Source organism: Pseudomonas sp. NUPR-002, assembly GCF_056322725.1.
This window is the reverse complement of sequence record NZ_CM150476.1, coordinates 2982864-2999628: the sequence shown is the minus strand read 5'-3', so window position 1 is coordinate 2999628 and position 16765 is coordinate 2982864. Positions and strand designations below refer to the sequence as shown.

Annotated in this window: 18 protein-coding genes; 1 reads left to right on the top strand and 17 read right to left on the bottom strand. The window is 56.2% G+C overall.

The features are described 5' to 3' along the window. Positions 1-3 precede the first annotated feature (3 nt). The 8 genes from ACVWSC_RS13570 to ACVWSC_RS13535 all read right to left on the bottom strand — a co-directional run bounded on the left by ACVWSC_RS13570 (position 4) and on the right by ACVWSC_RS13535 (position 3861). Positions 4-285 (bottom strand): DUF2523 domain-containing protein, encoded by a 282-nt coding sequence (locus tag ACVWSC_RS13570; protein WP_169918916.1) that lies wholly within the window; start codon positions 283-285, stop codon positions 4-6. A gap of 7 nt (positions 286-292) precedes the next feature. Beyond that, on the bottom strand, positions 293-1354 hold the full coding sequence (locus ACVWSC_RS13565) for a hypothetical protein (RefSeq protein WP_476461736.1): 1062 nt from the start codon (positions 1352-1354) through the stop codon (positions 293-295). A gap of 139 nt (positions 1355-1493) precedes the next feature. Continuing rightward, positions 1494-1709, bottom strand: coding sequence for a hypothetical protein (locus tag ACVWSC_RS13560; RefSeq protein ID WP_476461735.1), 216 nt, complete (start codon positions 1707-1709; stop codon positions 1494-1496). 10 nt (positions 1710-1719) lie between these two features. Then, positions 1720-1944 carry a hypothetical protein gene (locus tag ACVWSC_RS13555; protein ID WP_476461734.1) on the bottom strand — a complete coding sequence of 75 codons (225 nt, stop codon included), beginning with the start codon at positions 1942-1944 and terminating at the stop codon, positions 1720-1722. Then, entirely contained in the window at positions 1944-2240 is a 297-nt protein-coding gene (locus ACVWSC_RS13550; protein ID WP_169918913.1) for a propanediol utilization protein, read from the bottom strand. Before ACVWSC_RS13550 ends, ACVWSC_RS13555 begins: the two co-directional genes overlap by 1 nt. 9 nt (positions 2241-2249) lie before the next feature. After that, complete coding sequence (locus ACVWSC_RS13545; protein ID WP_346100737.1) at positions 2250-2507, bottom strand: hypothetical protein; 258 nt, start codon at positions 2505-2507, stop codon at positions 2250-2252. After that, positions 2507-2737 carry a hypothetical protein gene (locus tag ACVWSC_RS13540; protein WP_169918911.1) on the bottom strand — a complete coding sequence of 77 codons (231 nt, stop codon included), beginning with the start codon at positions 2735-2737 and terminating at the stop codon, positions 2507-2509. Before ACVWSC_RS13540 ends, ACVWSC_RS13545 begins: the two co-directional genes overlap by 1 nt. Then, positions 2734-3861, bottom strand: a complete 1128-nt coding sequence (locus ACVWSC_RS13535) for a phage/plasmid replication domain-containing protein (RefSeq protein WP_346100738.1) — start codon at positions 3859-3861, stop codon at positions 2734-2736. Before ACVWSC_RS13535 ends, ACVWSC_RS13540 begins: the two co-directional genes overlap by 4 nt. Before the next feature lie 114 nt (positions 3862-3975). Here ACVWSC_RS13535 and ACVWSC_RS13530 point away from each other — a divergent pair, with 114 nt between their 5' ends. Then, complete coding sequence (locus tag ACVWSC_RS13530; RefSeq protein ID WP_169918909.1) at positions 3976-4185, top strand: hypothetical protein; 210 nt, start codon at positions 3976-3978, stop codon at positions 4183-4185. A gap of 565 nt (positions 4186-4750) precedes the next feature. On the opposite strand, the gene ACVWSC_RS13525 is transcribed toward ACVWSC_RS13530, so the two are convergent. The 9 genes from ACVWSC_RS13525 to ACVWSC_RS13485 form a co-directional block, all read right to left on the bottom strand. Continuing rightward, positions 4751-4918 (bottom strand): hypothetical protein, encoded by a 168-nt coding sequence (locus tag ACVWSC_RS13525; protein WP_169918907.1) that lies wholly within the window; start codon positions 4916-4918, stop codon positions 4751-4753. A 324-nt stretch (positions 4919-5242) separates the two neighbouring features. Next, entirely contained in the window at positions 5243-5539 is a 297-nt protein-coding gene (locus ACVWSC_RS13520) for a hypothetical protein (RefSeq protein ID WP_442114136.1), read from the bottom strand. Positions 5540-5842: 303 nt separating this feature from the next. Continuing rightward, complete coding sequence (locus ACVWSC_RS13515) at positions 5843-6985, bottom strand: acyl-CoA dehydrogenase family protein (RefSeq protein WP_442114135.1); 1143 nt, start codon at positions 6983-6985, stop codon at positions 5843-5845. Positions 6986-6997: 12 nt separating this feature from the next. Then, on the bottom strand, positions 6998-8191 hold the full coding sequence (locus ACVWSC_RS13510; protein ID WP_442114134.1) for an acyl-CoA dehydrogenase family protein: 1194 nt from the start codon (positions 8189-8191) through the stop codon (positions 6998-7000). A gap of 64 nt (positions 8192-8255) precedes the next feature. After that, on the bottom strand, positions 8256-9341 hold the full coding sequence (locus tag ACVWSC_RS13505; protein WP_442114133.1) for a Zn-dependent alcohol dehydrogenase: 1086 nt from the start codon (positions 9339-9341) through the stop codon (positions 8256-8258). Between the two features lie 41 nt (positions 9342-9382). Further along, a complete protein-coding gene (locus tag ACVWSC_RS13500; RefSeq protein ID WP_442114132.1) occupies positions 9383-10726 on the bottom strand; it encodes a coniferyl aldehyde dehydrogenase in 1344 nt (447 codons plus the stop codon). 102 nt (positions 10727-10828) lie between these two features. Then, positions 10829-13300, bottom strand: a complete 2472-nt coding sequence (locus ACVWSC_RS13495; protein ID WP_442114131.1) for a winged helix-turn-helix domain-containing protein — start codon at positions 13298-13300, stop codon at positions 10829-10831. A gap of 156 nt (positions 13301-13456) precedes the next feature. After that, positions 13457-14824, bottom strand: a complete 1368-nt coding sequence (locus ACVWSC_RS13490) for a DUF1329 domain-containing protein (protein ID WP_442114130.1) — start codon at positions 14822-14824, stop codon at positions 13457-13459. 26 nt (positions 14825-14850) lie between these two features. Continuing rightward, positions 14851-16674: a DUF1302 domain-containing protein gene (locus ACVWSC_RS13485; protein ID WP_442114129.1), complete on the bottom strand. Its 1824-nt coding sequence runs from the start codon at positions 16672-16674 to the stop codon at positions 14851-14853. Positions 16675-16765 lie beyond the last annotated feature (91 nt).

The following is a 16765-nucleotide window of genomic DNA, read 5'->3' as shown; positions in this document are numbered from 1 at the left end:
AAATCACCCAATGAAAGGAATTCGACGAATAAGAAAACGAATTGAATAGGCTGTAAGAATGGATGCTATGCCAAAAGGGACATTCAAAAAGCCAAGAAAGTACATTACCGAATCAGGTATTTGCTCAAAACCAGAAACCAAAGGCCCGAGAAATGGAGTTAAGCCGCGCTCAAGAACGCTTAAAAGCCCGTCGAGCAACCATCCAAAGAAAGAAGCAACAAGTTCAAAAATAAAGCTGAAAAGATCGTCAATAAGCTGAAGAAGCCAGCGAGCAAACTCACCCATAAATCACCTATGCGGAGAAAATTATAATGACAGCAACAAGCATCCAAGCAGCATATGTTGCTAACTTAAGAACAGGCTCTATCTGAGCAAACAAAACACAATGAGCATCGAGAATAATAGTACGGTCAAATAACTCAAACTGACCTGTAGGGCACTGATGAGGGACGTTTGCTAACTCACTAAAAGAATGTACGGTTTCGTCAACCTTTTTACCTATATCACTTTCCTGATATTGGTTGCTCAGGTCTTTAGGAAGTTGAGTTGTAGCCGTTTCTACTGAACCGTCCTCATCAAGGTAATGGCCTAATTGTGATGAAAGGGTTCCAGGACTCTTAAACTCAACACCAACAGTGCCAGAGACGACTGTAGGACCACCTGTGCTACCACCACCTGTTCCGCCACCGGGGTTAGGGTCAGTCCCGCCGTCATCGCCACCACCACCGCCACCGGGATCAGGAGTGGTATCAGGGTTAAGCTCAGCCCCGGCAGACGCAGCAGCGTATCCCGACGAAACGGTGCAGGAGCCAGCAGAAGAATTAACAGCAACGACGAAGTTACAAAAACCATCGGAAGCACCAGCAGAAGTACGATAACAGGTAGAGGCGGTTGCAGAAGAAGCATAGTAAATACAGCTGTTATGACACAGGTTCTCAGGGGTAACTTGTGAGACTGACCACGAAACATACGCTTTTTCCCCGCTCTGAATGATAGGAGCCGTCTTGCCCTTAAGCTCAACTGTAGCAGGACACGCTACAGAAGCGCCGGGAACAATACCAATACGGATAGAGCGATCTGAAATAGAGCCGTCAGCCAAGGTCATGTGAGCAACGATAGTGCAAGTACCTACAATTTCCTGAACATACGTGCATCCAGAATCGGTGTAAGTCTCACCAGCAGCTGGAGAAGCTTTGTAAGCGGCAAGAATCTTGGCGGATATTGAAGCCTTTTCAATATTAACAACCTCAGACAAGCCGGGTTGACGGCTCATATCGCTGGGCTTAACCGACCAAGTCGCACAAAAAGCAACGGACGGAAAGAATAACATCAAAAAAGCAAGGTAGCTTTTCATGTTACCACTCATGGAAAACAGCAAAAGCACAGCTGGAACCGATCACAAAAAAGGCGAATATATAAAGCTGTTCCATAAATCGACTCCAATAAAAAGGGGGTACGAATACCCCCGATTGGAAACCTGATGTAATCGCGTTTTAACCGCGCAGGAAACCGAGAACAATCTTAGCGCCCTTAATACCGGCATAAACACCGGCGAGGATACCGGCGACAGCCAGGACACCAACGGAAATGCTGCTGAAATCAATGGAAGAAGTCAGAGCGCTGTAGTCCCATGCGGTAGTTTCACCGGCAGCGAAAACAGAAGGAGCGGCAACAGCAACAGCGGCGGCAACAAAAAGCTTTTTAAACATAAGTAAATCCTCAGGATTGTTTGATGAAGTTAAGAAACGCCCGAATCCCCATGGACATGACCATAAAAGTCGCTACCAATGTGAATCCGGCCCCAAATGCTTGAGCCAAAACAGTTGGATCAAGCTGAGACGGATCAAAAGGAGGTGTATAAGGCAAGACCTCCCAAGTTGAAGAACAAACCGGCATAACGCCATCGGTAGAAAGCTCAGATGGACAGTAAAGAGTGCCGGACATTACGCAGTCTTTTGAGCAGCGGTAGAGACAGGAGCAACGGAGCTGACACGACGCCCTTGACGTGGGTCAACTTCAAAAATAAGACGATCATCGCGAACCTGAGCGATAACGTCACATTCGTACTTGCCGGGCTGAGGAACCTGCTGCGGAGTTTCAGCATAGAAAGTGCACTTCTGCGGATAAGGAATATTCGGCAGATGCGCATAGGCTTCAAACATGCAGTAAGGTTTACCGCTCTTGGCGGCAGTACCGCTGCGATGATTGCCGGTTACTTCAACTACGATAACGTTAGACATATAATGCCCCTATCTCAGTGTTGGAAAGCCAGGAACAGTGCCGGGCTTACGGTATGCCCAACTGGGCGCAATGGCTTCAGGGTTACGCCTGAAGGTAAGAAATTGACGATTATTACGTTGACGAACAACGGCTTGATTTGAAAAATCAGCCAAGACGGTACGCATAACATCGTTAGCAATAGATTTAACTAAAGCCTCATCACTAACATGATTGCGAATATCAGATTCAACATTCCAGCGGAGAGATTGAAACTGTTTCTTGTCCATCAGAAGCCCATCCATTCAGCAATGGACGGTGTTCCATGTTCTTGGCGATCAGGAAACCAGAGTTTTTCGGGTTTAGCGCCCTGCTCTTTTCGAAGCTCAATAACAGCCAAAGTATCAGCAACTTGTTGAGCTAGCACAGGACTCATGAAAGCGCGGACATGCTGCTGTTGCTGGGCACGAAGCTTTTGGCCAGCAGTTAGCTGAACGCCCTGAAAGCTGACGGTTCTCATGCCGCCACCTTCAGATGATTAGGCCTGCTATACCAAGCAGGGATAACCAAGGGGGATTTTTCAATCTCACGGCACTGACGAACAAAAACGGGTGCAAAGCGGGAGGTGTCACAGGCGTTACGAATATTGATGCCAATGCGATTTAGCTTGGCAGCATGAGTGTTCACTTGTTTCTTTTTAAAATCAAGTTCGGCACCTGTCATCCACTCAAGTGCATAACTGGCAGTAGTACGGGCAGAACGAAGATTATCGCAAATACCCTCTGCAACCAATTGGCCACTGATGCTAACAATATCCATAGCGGTCACCTTTAACCGTTCGTCAATTTTTAAAAACTCACTGTGGAGTTGAGCTAGACGCTCTTCGTCAAACAAGCCCCAGTAACAGAGGCCCTCACGCTGGAGATATTCACTTTTTAATTCTTGTTCCATGCGAACTACGCCAAATTGAACGCAGTAGTTTCTAACTCGCATGACATAAGCGAACTCTGGAGAGTTTTCACCATAGAGACGCTTAATCTTCGGGATCAGGTTTTGATCCATTTCAAATGCTTTATCGTAAGCTTTGCGGTATTGGAGACGGCCGCCCTGCCCGTTTCCTTTAGGGGTCCAAGAAACGGTACGACCATTGGGATATAAGAAACCTATTGAATGCCCAATACGCTGACTGGAAACACCACGAAGATAAGCAAGTACATTGCCCTCCCCCATGGAAAGATTAGTAGTTAAATCGATTCGTTCAATCTTGGCCCCATCGGCGATGCGATCACCCGATTTAGCGCCTGACGTTCCCTGACGGATATCAACGCGAGTGCAACGGGTGAAAGCCGGTAGACCATACTCACGGAGAAGCGAGTTGTAGACGGAGATACATTGTTCAATCGATTTAAATCCAAAAAGGTTATCAAGACGCCCTACTCTGCTGGGGTTACCTTCAACGCGAACCTTTCGGCCTTGAACGTGGATGGTGACAGAAGTGGAATGACTGGCCTCATGCTTGAAACGAGGTTGCCGGGTGCTGAGTACTTCGTTGGTGTTCGCATCGATGGTCAACGTGAAAACGTCACAGACGACAGGCAGATCGTGGTCGTGTTCCTGTGAAACGGTGAGCCAGTCGATGATCATGCAGAACGTCCTTACACATGCACACAAATAACATAGGACGCGAATGTACACATGTAGAACTGCACACGTCAATACGTGTCCACTTGCACACATGTATTATCTGGAGAGTATTTGATGAACGGTGAAGGCATGGCCACGAACGTACGACTGACGACGGCGGAGCAAGAAGCAATCCGCCAAAAAGCTATAGAATTCAACAAGATACTGATTCGGCAAGGAAAGCAGCCGATGAGAGATAGTGAGCTTGTTCATAAAATACTAGAGAAATCAGTAGCTTATGCACGCCTGTCAGATACCGGCGAAGTGGTAATCGAGCCGGAGTGAAGGCTGAAATTGTGGAGAACCACAATAAAGTGGGGGTGTAACAGCACCCCCACCCTATCCGGCTGGCGATCGCCAAGAGCCGAGAAGCAAAAAGCCCCTCCGGGGGCCCTACAGGGAGTCTCTCGGCGAGGGCCTGGGGCATGGGAGGAAAAGCGCCTCCCACACCCCAGGCAGAGAGTAAACGAGACGAGGTGCCATCAAGGGACGCGCGAAGCGCTCCGGGTCTCCGTTAATCGCGACGATGAGGCTGTCACGACAAGCCGGGGACGCGGCCCTTGACGGAGCTGCCACCGCGACCAGGTGTAGTAATACGCACGGACTTTGAACACCAAACGCATCGCAACGCATCCCGGCGCACCCAAACGCATCCCGACGCATCCCGACGCATCTAAACGCAACTCAAGAAAGGGTTAGTAATACGCACGGACCTGTCTCACCCGTTAAAGGCAACAGAAGGCAACCGGAGGAAATTCAAGGCAATTGAAGGAAACCCAAAGAAATCAAAGGCAACGAAATGGGGCGCGTAGAATCGCATTGAATCGCATAGCGTCGCATTGAATCGCGCTCAATCGCACAGTGTCGCGTTGAATGCAGCGGCAATCTGTCGGCAAAGGATAAGAATTTCATCGCGGTCGCCATCGAGCAGGACGACACGTAGCAGCTCGGCAGCATAGGCAGGATCACGACGGAAAAGCTCGGCCATGGCTTCGTCATGGGAAATATCAGTCACCATAGAAGGCCTCGATAGAAGGTTAAACATGCCACGCATAATGCACGCTATGTGTAAATCAACCGCCGGGGCTTCGCAATTTTCCCGGCGGCTGATTCTGCCCGTTCGGGCGGCTTCGCTAACATAACGTCCGTCGAATTATGCGTAACATCCTATGTGGGCTTGGGGGCCTTGGGTGGACAGATTTGAAGCCTGGCTCAGCCCTCAATCGCTTGCCTGCATCTCTCGTCGGTACCTCGGCACTGTAATCCAGGATAATTGGATTTTGCGAGCCTTGCTCCTTGTGAAAACCGACCACGATAGCCAGCATCCACCACAGCAATCTCATCAGCGCTGGATCGGAAAATTTCCAGCGGTTCGACTCATACGGATACCGACTGTTGGTAAACAAAACACATCGCGGTATCTCTCCAAGGAATCTTCCTGGTTACCCAAAGCCAAGCTACGACGAATCACTTCGGCCAGCGCATGAAACAGCGCCAACAAAATACGACTGGTTTTGTTCGCGCTTCGCCAATGCTGGTGAACTGCCGTCAACGCTAAAACGCCGAGCTTGTAGACATCGCAGGATGTACCTTGATGCTGGTCAGGTACAGAAATGAAGGTTTTGAGTCGGAACTCCATACCAATCGCCGCGTTGACTTGGGCAACGCGTGTCAGGCAGCTGGTACCTCAGCAGATTTCAGTTAATTAGGAGCGTTTTTAAGCATCCTGCTCGGAAATGACCCATTTAGATCGCCGCCTCAGATAGCTGGAGTCCCTGGTTTTCGGGGCTTGTTACTCATTACACGTACCGACTATGCGTGCCTGGAAGGATGAGCTACCCTTCCCAATTAATAGCTTTAAATTATAACTACACTAAATAACTATTTAGTGTAGTTATAATGGCGCAAACTTGAGCGCCAACACCTTCCCCGCTGTCGTGACTCAAGCGACCTGCATCAGTTTCGCGTAGGCCTGCAAGTGATGATCATCATCGCCAAACTGTCGAGCCACCATCAGCAGGTGCTTGGCATGATGCGACAGGACGTACTCCCACGTCAGTCCAATGCCCCCGTGCAGCTGAATGCCTTGATCGGCAATAAACCGACTCGCACGACTGACGATGAATTTGGCCGCCGCCAATACCCGGCTACGCTCGTCACTGTCTGCCTGATCGGCTACACAGGCTGCAAGCAAGGTCATTGACGTGGCCTGGTCGAGTTCGATCTGCATGTCCACCATGCGGTGCTGCAATGCCTGAAACTTGCCGATCGGCTGGCCGAATTGCTTTCGGGTCTTCAGGTATTCGAGGGTCAGCTTGCACGACGCTTCCATGCTGCCGACCGCCTCGGCGCATTGCGCGGCGATGCTGCGACCTTGCTGATAACGCAAGGCAGGCAATGCCTCCCCTACTTCACCCAGAACCGCGCTGTGTTCGACAAATACCGCATCCAGCTGTAGGTCACAGGCTCTGCGCCCGTCGATGGTTGCAAACGAGCGCAGGTGTACGCCAGGCGTGTGCGGGTCGAGCAGGAACAAGCTGATGCCCTCCTCGTCACGGGCTTCGTGGTTGGTGCGGGCCGAGACAATGATCAGGCCGGCGCTTTGGCCGCCGACAACCACCGATTTGCGCCCGTCAAGCTTCCAGCCTCCGGCAACAGGCTGGGCAACGGTCTGTACATCGTGCAATTGGTAGTGGCTCTGCGGCTCATCCAGCGCCACGGCCATCTGCAAACTGGCGCTGCCGAGTGCTGGCAGCAGCGTTTCTTTCTGCGCTTCGCTGCCCAGTTGGCTGATCAGCCCCCCGGCGAAGACGATGGAATGCAGGAAAGGCTCCAGGCACAACCCACGTCCCAGCTCGGTGCTGATCAGCATGGTGTCCACACCACTGCCGCCAAATCCGCCATAACGTTCGGCAAATGGCACAGCACAGAGTCCCAGCTCGCCCAATTGTTGCATGAAGGTGGGGCTGAAACCGGCTTCGCTTTTACTGAACTGCTCACGCTGTTCAAAGCCATAGGTGTCACGCACCAGGCGCGCTGCGGTTTCCTGCAGCATCAACTGCTCTTCGGTCAGTTTGAAGTCCATGGTGGGGCCCCCTTACAGTTCAAGAATCATTTTGGCGATGATGTTTTTCTGGATCTCGTTGGAGCCGCCATAAATCGAGGCTTTTCGTGCGTCCAGGTACTGATAGGTGGCCGTGCTGCTGTACTCGGTGTACAGCAGCGCCTCGTCGCTATAGCCCAGCTCATCCTCAATGAATGGCATGGCATACGGCCCCACAGCCTTGCTGATCAGGTAGGTAATGGCCTGGCGAATCTCGGTACCCTTGATCTTCAGGATCGAGCTTTCCGCTCCCGGCGCACCACCATCGCGGGCGGCGGCCAAGGTGCGCAAATTGCTCATTTCGGCGGCCATCAGTTGCATTTCCACTTCGGCGATCTGGGCGCGGAACAGCGTGTCTTCAATCAGTGGTCGGCCATCGCGTACTTGTTCAGTGGCGATGTACTTGAGGCGTTGCAGCAGTGCTTTGCTCTGAGCGATGCCACCGATGCTGGTGCGCTCATGGGTCAGCAGATACTTGGCGCAGGTCCAGCCTTCGTTTTCACGACCGACGAGGTTCTCTACCGGTACACGCACGTTGTCGAAGAACACCTCGTTGACTTCATGCTCACCGTCCAGGGTGATGATGGGCCGGATGGTAATGCCCGGGGTTTTCATGTCGATCAGCAAGAACGAGATACCGCGCTGTTGCTGGGCCTCAGAATCGGTTCGTACCAGGCAGAACATCCAGTCGGCGAAGTGCGCCAGGGTCGTCCAGATTTTCTGGCCATTGACCACATAATGCTCGCCATCACGCACGGCACGGGTCTTCAATGCGGCCAGGTCCGACCCGGCGCCGGGCTCGGAATAGCCTTGGCACCACCAGTCTTCACTGCTCAAAATACGCGGCAGGAAGCGCTGCTTTTGCTCGGCGGTACCAAACTTGATCAGCACCGGGGCAACCATTTTTACCCCAAACGCCACCACACGCGGTGCGCCATGGGCATTGCATTCTTCTTCGAACAGGTGCTTTTGCACGGCGTTCCAGCCGGTACCGCCGTACTCCTCTGGCCAACCCGGCGCCAACCAGCCCTGCTTGTTCAGGATGCGCATCCATTCAATCTGATGCGCTTTGCTCAAGCGCTTGCCTTGCTGGATACGCTGGGCGAATTCAGCAGGCAGGTGATCCCGAAGAAAGCCGCGCACCTCCTCACGAAACGCCAGCTCGTGCGGCGTGAAATCTATGTCCATCAATCAACTCCAGGTAGGGGCGTATGTAGGAGCGAGCTTGCTCACTCCTACAGGGGTTGGGTGGTTAGTCGTTGAAGACGATCACCGAGCGTGCGAGTTCGCCACGGCGCAGTTCGTCGAAGGCCTCGTTGATCTGTTCGAGCTTGATGCGCTGGGCGATCATTTCGTCGAGCTTGAGCTTTCCGGCCATGTAGAAGTCCACCAGTCGCGGCATGTCTACCGGGAAGCGGTTGGAGCCCATCAACGAACCCTGGACACGACGCTCGTGCAGCAACTGATAAGGGTCGAGTTCGATTTTCAGGCCGGGTTTGATCATGCCGATAATGGTCGCGGTACCGCCCCGAGCCAGCATGGCGAAGGCCTGTTCGGCCGTCTGTTTCAGACCGATGCATTCGAAGGCGTGATGGACGCCGCCACGGGTCAGCTCCAGTACCATTTTTGCCGCATCGCCGTCCTTGGCATTGACCAGGTCGGTGGCGCCGAATTGCTTGGCCAACTCCAGTTTCGAGTCGAGCATGTCAATGGCGATGATCCGCCCTGCCCCAGCCAATGCCGCACCGTTGATGGCGGCCAGGCCGATCCCGCCGCAGCCGATGACCGCGACGGTTTCACCCGGGCGCACTTTGGCGGTGTTGAATACTGCCCCGGTGCCCGTGGTGACCGCGCAGCCAAGCAATGCGGCGCGGTCCAGGGGCATGTCGCGACGAATCGCCACACAGGCGTTCTCATGCACCAGCATCTGCTCGGCATACGCCGACAGGTTGGCGAATTGCGGCATCGGTTTTTGCACATAGGTCAGGCGCGACTCTTCGTCTTTGTCGCGCTTGGTTTCCGGTGATACACAACGCGCCAGATGGCCGGTGACGCAGTGCTCGCAATGGCCACAAAACACCGTCAGGCAGGTGACCACGTGGTCACCGGGCTTGACCGAGCGCACTTCTGAGCCCACCTGCTCGACCACACCGGCGGCTTCGTGCCCCAACACGATGGGGCCAGGGAACGGAAACGCCCCCTCAATCACATGCAAGTCGGAATGGCAGACACCCACAGCCTTGGTGCGGATCAGCACTTCACGCGGGCCAGGCTTGCTGATGCCCACGTCCTCGATGACCAAGGGGGAACCAACCTGATGGAAAACGGCAGCTTTCATGACATTTCTCTCAATACGTTAGGCACAAGGGTTAAGGGCGGTCAGACCGCAGGACGGTAAACGGCCTTGGCATGGCTGAAGGTGCGGAATCCGTCGATGCCGTGATAGGCGCCCATGCCACTGTGGCCGACCCCACCGAACGGCAGGCTTTCTAGCCCGGCGTGGTGCATCACGTCGTTGAGCGTCACGCCACCGGAGCAGGTTCGGTTGAGCACCAGCGCTTGCTCGGCGGCGTCGTTGCCGAAGTAGTACAGGCCCAGCGGACGCGGGCGTGCGTTGATGTAGGCGATAACATCGGTAATGGATTCGTAGGGTTTGATCGGCAGCAATGGCCCGAAGATTTCGTCTTGCATGACCTGCAACTGGTCACCGGGGTCGCGCAACAGGGTCGGCACCATTTTGTTGTGCGCCGCCTGGCTGAAGTCTTCACCTGCCGGGTTCAGTTCGATCAGTTCGACCCCGGCCTCCCTGGCCTCGTCGAGGTAGCCCTGCAAACGCTCAACATGCCGTTGGTTGATGATCGAGGTGTACTCCGGGTTGTCCTTGAGCTGCGGGAACCACTTGGCGACGGCGGCACTGGCGACCTTGATGAAGTCGTCCATGGACTCTTTCGGTACGAACACATAGTCCGGCGCCACACACAGCTGCCCGGCGTTCATCAGTTTGCCAAGGATGATTTTGCCGACCGCGGTCTGGAAGTCTGCGCTGCGCGAGATGATGGTCGGTGATTTGCCACCGAGTTCGAGGGTCACCGGTACCAGATTTTCCGCTGCCGCTCGCAGTACGTGCTTACCGATGCTGGTCGCGCCGGTAAAGAGCAGATGATCGAAGGGTTGACTGCAGAAGGCCTGGGCAACTTCTGGCCCACCGGTGATCACGGCGACTTCGTCTTCGCTATAGACCGAGCTGATCAAGCGGGCAATCAGCGCCGAGGTATGCGGGTTGAACTCAGACGGCTTGATCATCACCCGGTTGCCAGCGGCCAAAGCCCCGGCCAGGCCTTTGAAGACCATGTTGCCCGGTACGTTCCAGGCGGTGACGATGCCCACCACACCCAGAGGCTGGTATTGAACCCAGGCTTCACCGCTGCGCGCTTGACGCGTCTCGGGGCGCATCCACTCCTTCAACTCGGCCTGGGTCTGCTTGAGCGTGGCCAGCGGCGAAAGCACTTCGCTGCCGCGTGAAAAGGTCGGGCTGCGCTGACCGAAGTCAGCGGACAGCGCATCGACGATGGCTTGTTCGTTATCACGCAACAGGCCGATGGCGCGCTCGATCAACTCACAGCGCTGTTCGACACTATAAGGTTCACTGGCCAGGAAGGCCGCTCGTTGCCGTACCAGGATCGCACGGATATCGACACCACTGGGATGCTCAATAGCGCTCATCTCAACCTCTGCTTTTGTTGTCAGTTATGGGTTGAGTCCATGGTTGACCATCGTCCCTGCAGCAGCGCCACCCGGATCAGGTGGCGGGCGCCCCCACCTGTTTCAGGCAAGTATGCCCATGGATTTCGCGCTGTTGATGGCCTGGGTACGGCGGCAGGCGCCGAGTTTGACGTTGATGTTCTTGGCGTGGGTTTTCACCGTGTTCACCGAAATAAACAGGCTATTCCCCACCTCTCGTACCGACATGCCTTCGGCCAGTAGTTTGAGCACCGAGACTTCCCGCGGTGTCAGCTCATCTTGATAGTTCGAGCCCTGACTGGCAGGCGCCCTCACCTGCGCGTCTGAGTCGGCCAGCACTTGGACCGATTGTTCAGTGTCCCCGGCAATGCGTATCAAGCATTGCCGGGCTTCGCTGGCCAAGGTGATGAAACCCACCTGCTCACATTCCACCAGCAAGGTGCGCAACTTGCGAACTGCCCGATCAACCTCGCCGGTCTGATAGGCAGCCTGTGCCAGCAACAACTGATTGCGTTGACGCAAAGAAGGCATCAGCAATGGCGGTGAGTTGGCTGCCGGCTCCTGAAGATAGGCATCAAGTGCCTGGCTGACCTGCAACAACGGCTCCCAACGCTGCTCATGCGCCAGAATGCGCGCGTTCTGCAAGGCGATGGCGCTGCTGTAGCACGCCGAATGGATCTTGCCCCAATGCATGCGCCGCTCCGCTTCGTGCAGCAGCCATTGGGCGTCTTCATACCGCCCACGACGTGCAGCCAGTTCCGACAGCATCAGGTAGCCGAACAAAATGAACGGCGCGGAGCAATCTCGTACCTGCACCAGGCCGGTTTGCAGCACTTGCTCGGCCGCACGCTCTGAACCTTGCAGCAACAGTAACTCGCCCTTGAGAAACAGCAAGCGCCCAAGCAATGGATTGGGCTGGCCAGTGTTGCCGGTTACATACTCCAGTTCCTTGTCCAGCAAAGCCTCGGCCATACCGGGTTGCCCTTCGAGCATTTTCAGACGGATACGATCCGTGTTGACCAGCACCTCGGCGTCCCGGCTGCCCTGACGACGTGCCAGTTCGACCGCCGCCTCCAGCAGCTTGCGCGATTCGGGCAGGTCGCCCTCGATCATGGCTATCCGCGCCAGGGTCGATAGGCACAACAGCACCGACAGCCAGTCCTGGGCATTCAAGCCCTCGCGCGCGGCCTCACAGTGCAGGCGCGCCTGGCGTGTGTTGCCACGCATTGCTTGCAGGCTGCCGTACAACGCTTGCCAGTTCGCCAGCAAGCGGTGGTTTCGGCTGGGATCGGCCATTGGCAGAAATTGGCGCAACTGCTGCAGGCAGTGTTCGGCTTCATCCAGTCGACCACTGAACAGCAAGGCCCGGGCACACAGATAGATCAGCCGCGGGCTGCTCTCCAGCAAGTACGCTGGCAAGCGATCACGCCAGATCATCAATCGATCCAGGTGGCGATCGCTGAGCAACCAGGTCAGGCGCAGACGTTCCATGTAGCTGGCCGCCACTTCTGGTTGCTCTGCACTGAGCGCCTGCTCGATGGCATCGTCAAAAAGGCCCAGTGAGCTCAACAGCTGACACGAACGCAGGCGCAAGCGATTCAAGGTCGCCGCGTGCAATTGGTCTTGCAACGCATGGGCCACGGCGGGCAGCAAGCGATACCAGTGCGCCTGGCCATCGACCGGAACGATAAACGCCTGGCAACGCAACAAGCGCTCAAGTACCTGACCGCCGCGCTGCTCTTCCCACAGTTGGTCACACAGTTGCACACAGACTTTCGACAGGTGCGCCAAGCCGAACAGCACCTCGCGCTCGTCGGCATCCAGACGTGTCAGCAGCTCGTAGTGCAGGTAGTCGCGCAGCACCGGTGCCGAGCTGAAGTCCGGCGTTACGCTGTGCATCGGCCGCGACAACAGCAGGCGCACCCCGGCGCACCAGCCCTGGGTTTCAGCCCACAACGCCTCCCTGCAACGGGTATTGGTCTTGTGGCGCAGCTGGTTGATCAGCGCTTCGAATTCATCACGGGTGAGCGCCAACTGCGCGGTGTTCAATTCCAGCAGTTCGCCTTCCAGTACCAGTCGCGGTAGATTCCAGTCCGGGCGCTGGCGACAGCTGACCAGCACCTGGATCGAGCTGTTACGCACGGCAAGCAGTTGCTCAATCCAACTATTGAGCTCGATTGGGTTGTCTGCTGCCAGGTCGTCAAGCACCAGCCAGAACGCTGCCACGCGAGTCTCAAAGTGTTCCAACAGTGCTTCAGGCGTGGTGTCGGGTGCCAAGCCAAGCGCCTGGGCGACAACCGCGCAGAGGCTGACCAATGCTTGCGGCTGCCCGCAACAATCGACCCAGGCCTGCTGCTCGCCGGGTGCGTGACTTTCCATGAACTGGCTCAGCAGCGCGGTTTTGCCATATCCCGCCGGTGCACTCAGCAGCCGCAAGCGCTTGCGCTCGGTGAGCAACTCGACCAGACGAGGCCGTGACAAGTAGTCCGTGGGTAGCCTGGAGAGCGACAGGCCAGGATTGCGCACCGCGATTGTGTTGAGCCCAAGACCCTGCATAACAGACCTCGTTCAATGAGAAAACCGCATTGAACCAATGGTTGTACAGGCGGGCTTTGCGCGGACCACCCGCATCAGGTGGCAGAGGATTGGGTTGACCGGCGGGGTTTGGCACAACACCCTGCGAGCAGGGTGTTGTTGTTTCAGGCAACGGAATCAGCGAATGCCGTCGTTGCGCAAGGCGGCGGGGGTAAAGTCATTCATCGACGCCTGAATGCCGTACTGGATGCCTTTGGGCGACTCGTTCAGCAGGTTCAGCACGATGTAGCGGCCGGCGGTCAGGTCATAGATCGATTGCATGGCATAAGAGGCAATGCCATTTTCGTAGTCATTCATCTGGAAGCCTTCACCGACACGCCACAGCTGGCCACGGCCGTCGTAGTGGTCGACTTCGACCAGCGCCCAGGTGTCCTCGTCGAAGTACATATGGCGCTTGGCGTAGATGTTGCGCGCACCTTGTTTGAGCGTCGCTTCCACTTCCCACACCCGGTGCAGTTCATAGCGGGTCAGGTCCTGATTGATATGCCCGGGTTTGATGATGTCGTCGTACTTGAGCTTGGGCGATTGCAGCTTGTAGTTGTTGTACGGAATGTACATTTCCTTCTTGCCGATCAGCTTCCAGTCGTAGCGGTCCGGTGCACCGTTGAACAGATCGCCGTTGTCCGACGTGCGCATGCCATCGGCCGCCGTCCCCGGGCCGTCGTAAGCCACTTGCGGCGCCCGGCGAACCCGGCGCTGACCGGCGTTGTACTGCCAGGCCATGCGCGGCTCGTTGACCTGGTCGATGGTTTCGTGCACCAGCAGCACGTTGCCCGCCAGACGCGCCGGGCCAGTCACCCGCTGCTTGTAGTAGTAGATGACGTTGTCGGCCTGACCCTTGCCGACTCCCTGCATGTACTGCGGCGCGGCCATTTCGTCTTCCATCTGCACCACGCTGTAGGAGCCGTTGGCCTGTGGCGTGATCTGCGCGCTGGTGCGCTGGAAGTTCTGGCCGCGATAACGGGTGGTGTGGTTCCACAGCACCTCGATACCGCTCTTGGGGATCGGGAACGGGTAATAGCGGGTTTCAGAGAAATTGAGCAAGGCGTTGCCATCGGCCGACAGTCCGGTGGTCACGGCACTCTTTTTCGCCAGGTCATAGATGTGCTGGGGCGACGCCGCGGTGCGGTGAGTGGGGTACACGGGAATCTTGTAGGTATCGGCGTAGCGCTGGAACATCGCCATTTGCCCGGCGCTGAGCTTGTCCTTGTACTGCGCGGCATTGGCCGCCGTGATCACGAACAAAGGCTTTTCCGCTGCGAATGGATCGCTTAAAAAGCCGTTGTTATACGCCCCGGCGCCCGGTTTCAGACCGCCGTTCCAGGCCGGGATGCTGCCATCGGCGTTGCCAGCCTTCTGACCGCCCAATGGCGTCAAGGTCGTGCCCAATTGTTCCGCTTCCTGGGGTGACACAGCCGCCATCACACCGCTAGCCAGCAATGACAGGCTCAATACACCAACGCGCAGTACTTTTGTTGTTTTCATCGTCAGGCTCCTCCGCCAGATGTGCATCAGAAGTTCACGCCAAAGCTGAGCGCAACGTAATCGCGGTCAACGTTGGTATTGAAATCGCCGCCAAAGTAGTTGGTGTAACTGAGGCTGGCGGTGTAAGCGTTCTGGTAGTCGGCATCCAGGCCCAGGCTGACGGCCTTGGAGCCTTCGTCGAAGTTCGGACCGTAACCTTGCACATCGTGGGACCAGGCCAGCGATGGCGAGAGGTTGATGCCAGCGACAACGTTCGGGTAATCCAGCTTGGCGCGTGCCCGATAGCCCCAACTGTTGCTGGTGTAGAAGCCATCGTCGTTGCACTCTTGCGCCGGGTTGCTGGCCGTTGGCAAGCCGACTGCGGTGCCGCGACAGGCTGCCAGACCGGCAGCGCCCGGCAGTTCGCCGGAGCCGAAAGCAGGGCTTCGACCGAAACGCAGGTCAGAGCCGTCAGCCTTGCCCAGGCCGTTGATGTGGTTGTAACCCACCTCCGCCACCAGGGTCAGGCGACTGGCGCCCATGACTTGATCGAAGAACTGCGTGGCGGTGACTTGCGCCTGGGTTACCGGCATCCGTTTGTAGCCGTTCACCTCGGCGCCCAGGTTGCGCCCGGCAAAACCGCTGCTGATCAGCGGTGACGTGGCGCTGAAGGTCGCGGCAGACAACAGGTCAGCGGTGTTCAGTTGCAACGGCATGTTCGGCCGGTAGCTGACTTCGCCGCCCAGCGACGTGCCGCCGACGTTGGTCTGGAAGCTCAGGCCGTACAGGCGGATGTCTTCCGGATAATCGATGAAGTACCGGGCACTGCGCGCCGAGGCCAGGCCACCTGCCGTGCTGGTCATCTGGTTGATGCTCAGGAACGGGTTACGGCTGTGGTAGTTCATCGCATAGGCGCCGAACTCGGTGTCATTGACTTCGGGCACGAACCAGCGCAGGGCCAGGCCGTATTGGCCGCTGTCACGGGCGTCGTTGTCCTTGAGCCGGGGGATGAAGGCGTTGTCCCTACCGGCGGCGACGGCTGCCAGGCCACCGGTGTTCTGTGCCACGCCTGGCGGCAGGTCGAGGCCGGCCACCACCAAGCGGTCATCGCAGCCTTGGGCGACGCCGTCACTGCCAAAGAATGTGCCGCAGTTTTCCACCACCGATTTCTTCCAGTCCAACTGGTAGAACGCTTCAGCGGTAATGTTCTCGCTCAGGCCCTGGGACATATAGAACATGTTGACGGGAATCAGGCCTTCCTTGACCTCCGCTCCTGGGCGACGCAGCGCCGCCACGTCAATCGGGTTGATGCTGTTGATCGAGTTACCGATGAAGGTGCTCTCACCCCAACTCACCACCTGGTTCCCCAGGCGCACGTTGCCGACCAGATCGGCGATGCTGTAGTTGTGGTAGACAAAGCTGTCCAGAAACATCGCACCGGACGACTTGGCGGCGCGATCGCGCCCGCTGTCATCGATGTCGTAGAACGACTGATGGTCATCCATCAATTCGAAGTCATACCAATACTTGCCGCGCACAAAGGCTCCGCTGTCGCCGTACTTCAGCTCCAGGTCATGCACGCCTTTGAAGATCTTCGAAAAAGTGTCGCCCTTGGAGAAGTTCAGACGGCCATCATCGACGGTGCGCGAAGCGGCCTCGCCCTTTTCACCCAGGGAGTTGAAGTTGGAGATGAACTTCTTGTCAGGATTGGCGGTAGCCCAACTGGTACCGATCGACAGGGACGAGTCGAACTGCCCCTTGATTTCGCCGATGTTGAAATCAATGGCGTGAGCCTGATTGCTTGCGTATACGGTCACAGCTACTGCCAGCAGACTTGGCTGGAAGACTCCGCGCATTGTTGTTTTTCTCATGCGGTTTCTCCGGTTAGGGATGTGTTGGAGAGCTCATGCTAGCCATGCCCCAGCGAGTCCCTTACACCCGAATGGGTGATTTGCTGCGCGG

Coding starts and splice junctions, on each gene's coding strand:
- ACVWSC_RS13570 (WP_169918916.1), bottom strand. CDS start 285: ATGGGTGAGTTTGCTCGCTGGCTTCTTCAGCTTATTGACGATCTTTTC.
- ACVWSC_RS13565 (WP_476461736.1), bottom strand. CDS start 1,354: ATGAAAAGCTACCTTGCTTTTTTGATGTTATTCTTTCCGTCCGTTGCT.
- ACVWSC_RS13560 (WP_476461735.1), bottom strand. CDS start 1,709: ATGTTTAAAAAGCTTTTTGTTGCCGCCGCTGTTGCTGTTGCCGCTCCT.
- ACVWSC_RS13555 (WP_476461734.1), bottom strand. CDS start 1,944: ATGTCCGGCACTCTTTACTGTCCATCTGAGCTTTCTACCGATGGCGTT.
- ACVWSC_RS13550 (WP_169918913.1), bottom strand. CDS start 2,240: ATGTCTAACGTTATCGTAGTTGAAGTAACCGGCAATCATCGCAGCGGT.
- ACVWSC_RS13545 (WP_346100737.1), bottom strand. CDS start 2,507: ATGGACAAGAAACAGTTTCAATCTCTCCGCTGGAATGTTGAATCTGAT.
- ACVWSC_RS13540 (WP_169918911.1), bottom strand. CDS start 2,737: ATGAGAACCGTCAGCTTTCAGGGCGTTCAGCTAACTGCTGGCCAAAAG.
- ACVWSC_RS13535 (WP_346100738.1), bottom strand. CDS start 3,861: ATGATCATCGACTGGCTCACCGTTTCACAGGAACACGACCACGATCTG.
- ACVWSC_RS13530 (WP_169918909.1), top strand. CDS start 3,976: ATGAACGGTGAAGGCATGGCCACGAACGTACGACTGACGACGGCGGAG.
- ACVWSC_RS13525 (WP_169918907.1), bottom strand. CDS start 4,918: ATGGTGACTGATATTTCCCATGACGAAGCCATGGCCGAGCTTTTCCGT.
- ACVWSC_RS13520 (WP_442114136.1), bottom strand. CDS start 5,539: ATGGAGTTCCGACTCAAAACCTTCATTTCTGTACCTGACCAGCATCAA.
- ACVWSC_RS13515 (WP_442114135.1), bottom strand. CDS start 6,985: ATGGACTTCAAACTGACCGAAGAGCAGTTGATGCTGCAGGAAACCGCA.
- ACVWSC_RS13510 (WP_442114134.1), bottom strand. CDS start 8,191: ATGGACATAGATTTCACGCCGCACGAGCTGGCGTTTCGTGAGGAGGTG.
- ACVWSC_RS13505 (WP_442114133.1), bottom strand. CDS start 9,341: ATGAAAGCTGCCGTTTTCCATCAGGTTGGTTCCCCCTTGGTCATCGAG.
- ACVWSC_RS13500 (WP_442114132.1), bottom strand. CDS start 10,726: ATGAGCGCTATTGAGCATCCCAGTGGTGTCGATATCCGTGCGATCCTG.
- ACVWSC_RS13495 (WP_442114131.1), bottom strand. CDS start 13,300: ATGCAGGGTCTTGGGCTCAACACAATCGCGGTGCGCAATCCTGGCCTG.
- ACVWSC_RS13490 (WP_442114130.1), bottom strand. CDS start 14,824: ATGAAAACAACAAAAGTACTGCGCGTTGGTGTATTGAGCCTGTCATTG.
- ACVWSC_RS13485 (WP_442114129.1), bottom strand. CDS start 16,674: ATGAGAAAAACAACAATGCGCGGAGTCTTCCAGCCAAGTCTGCTGGCA.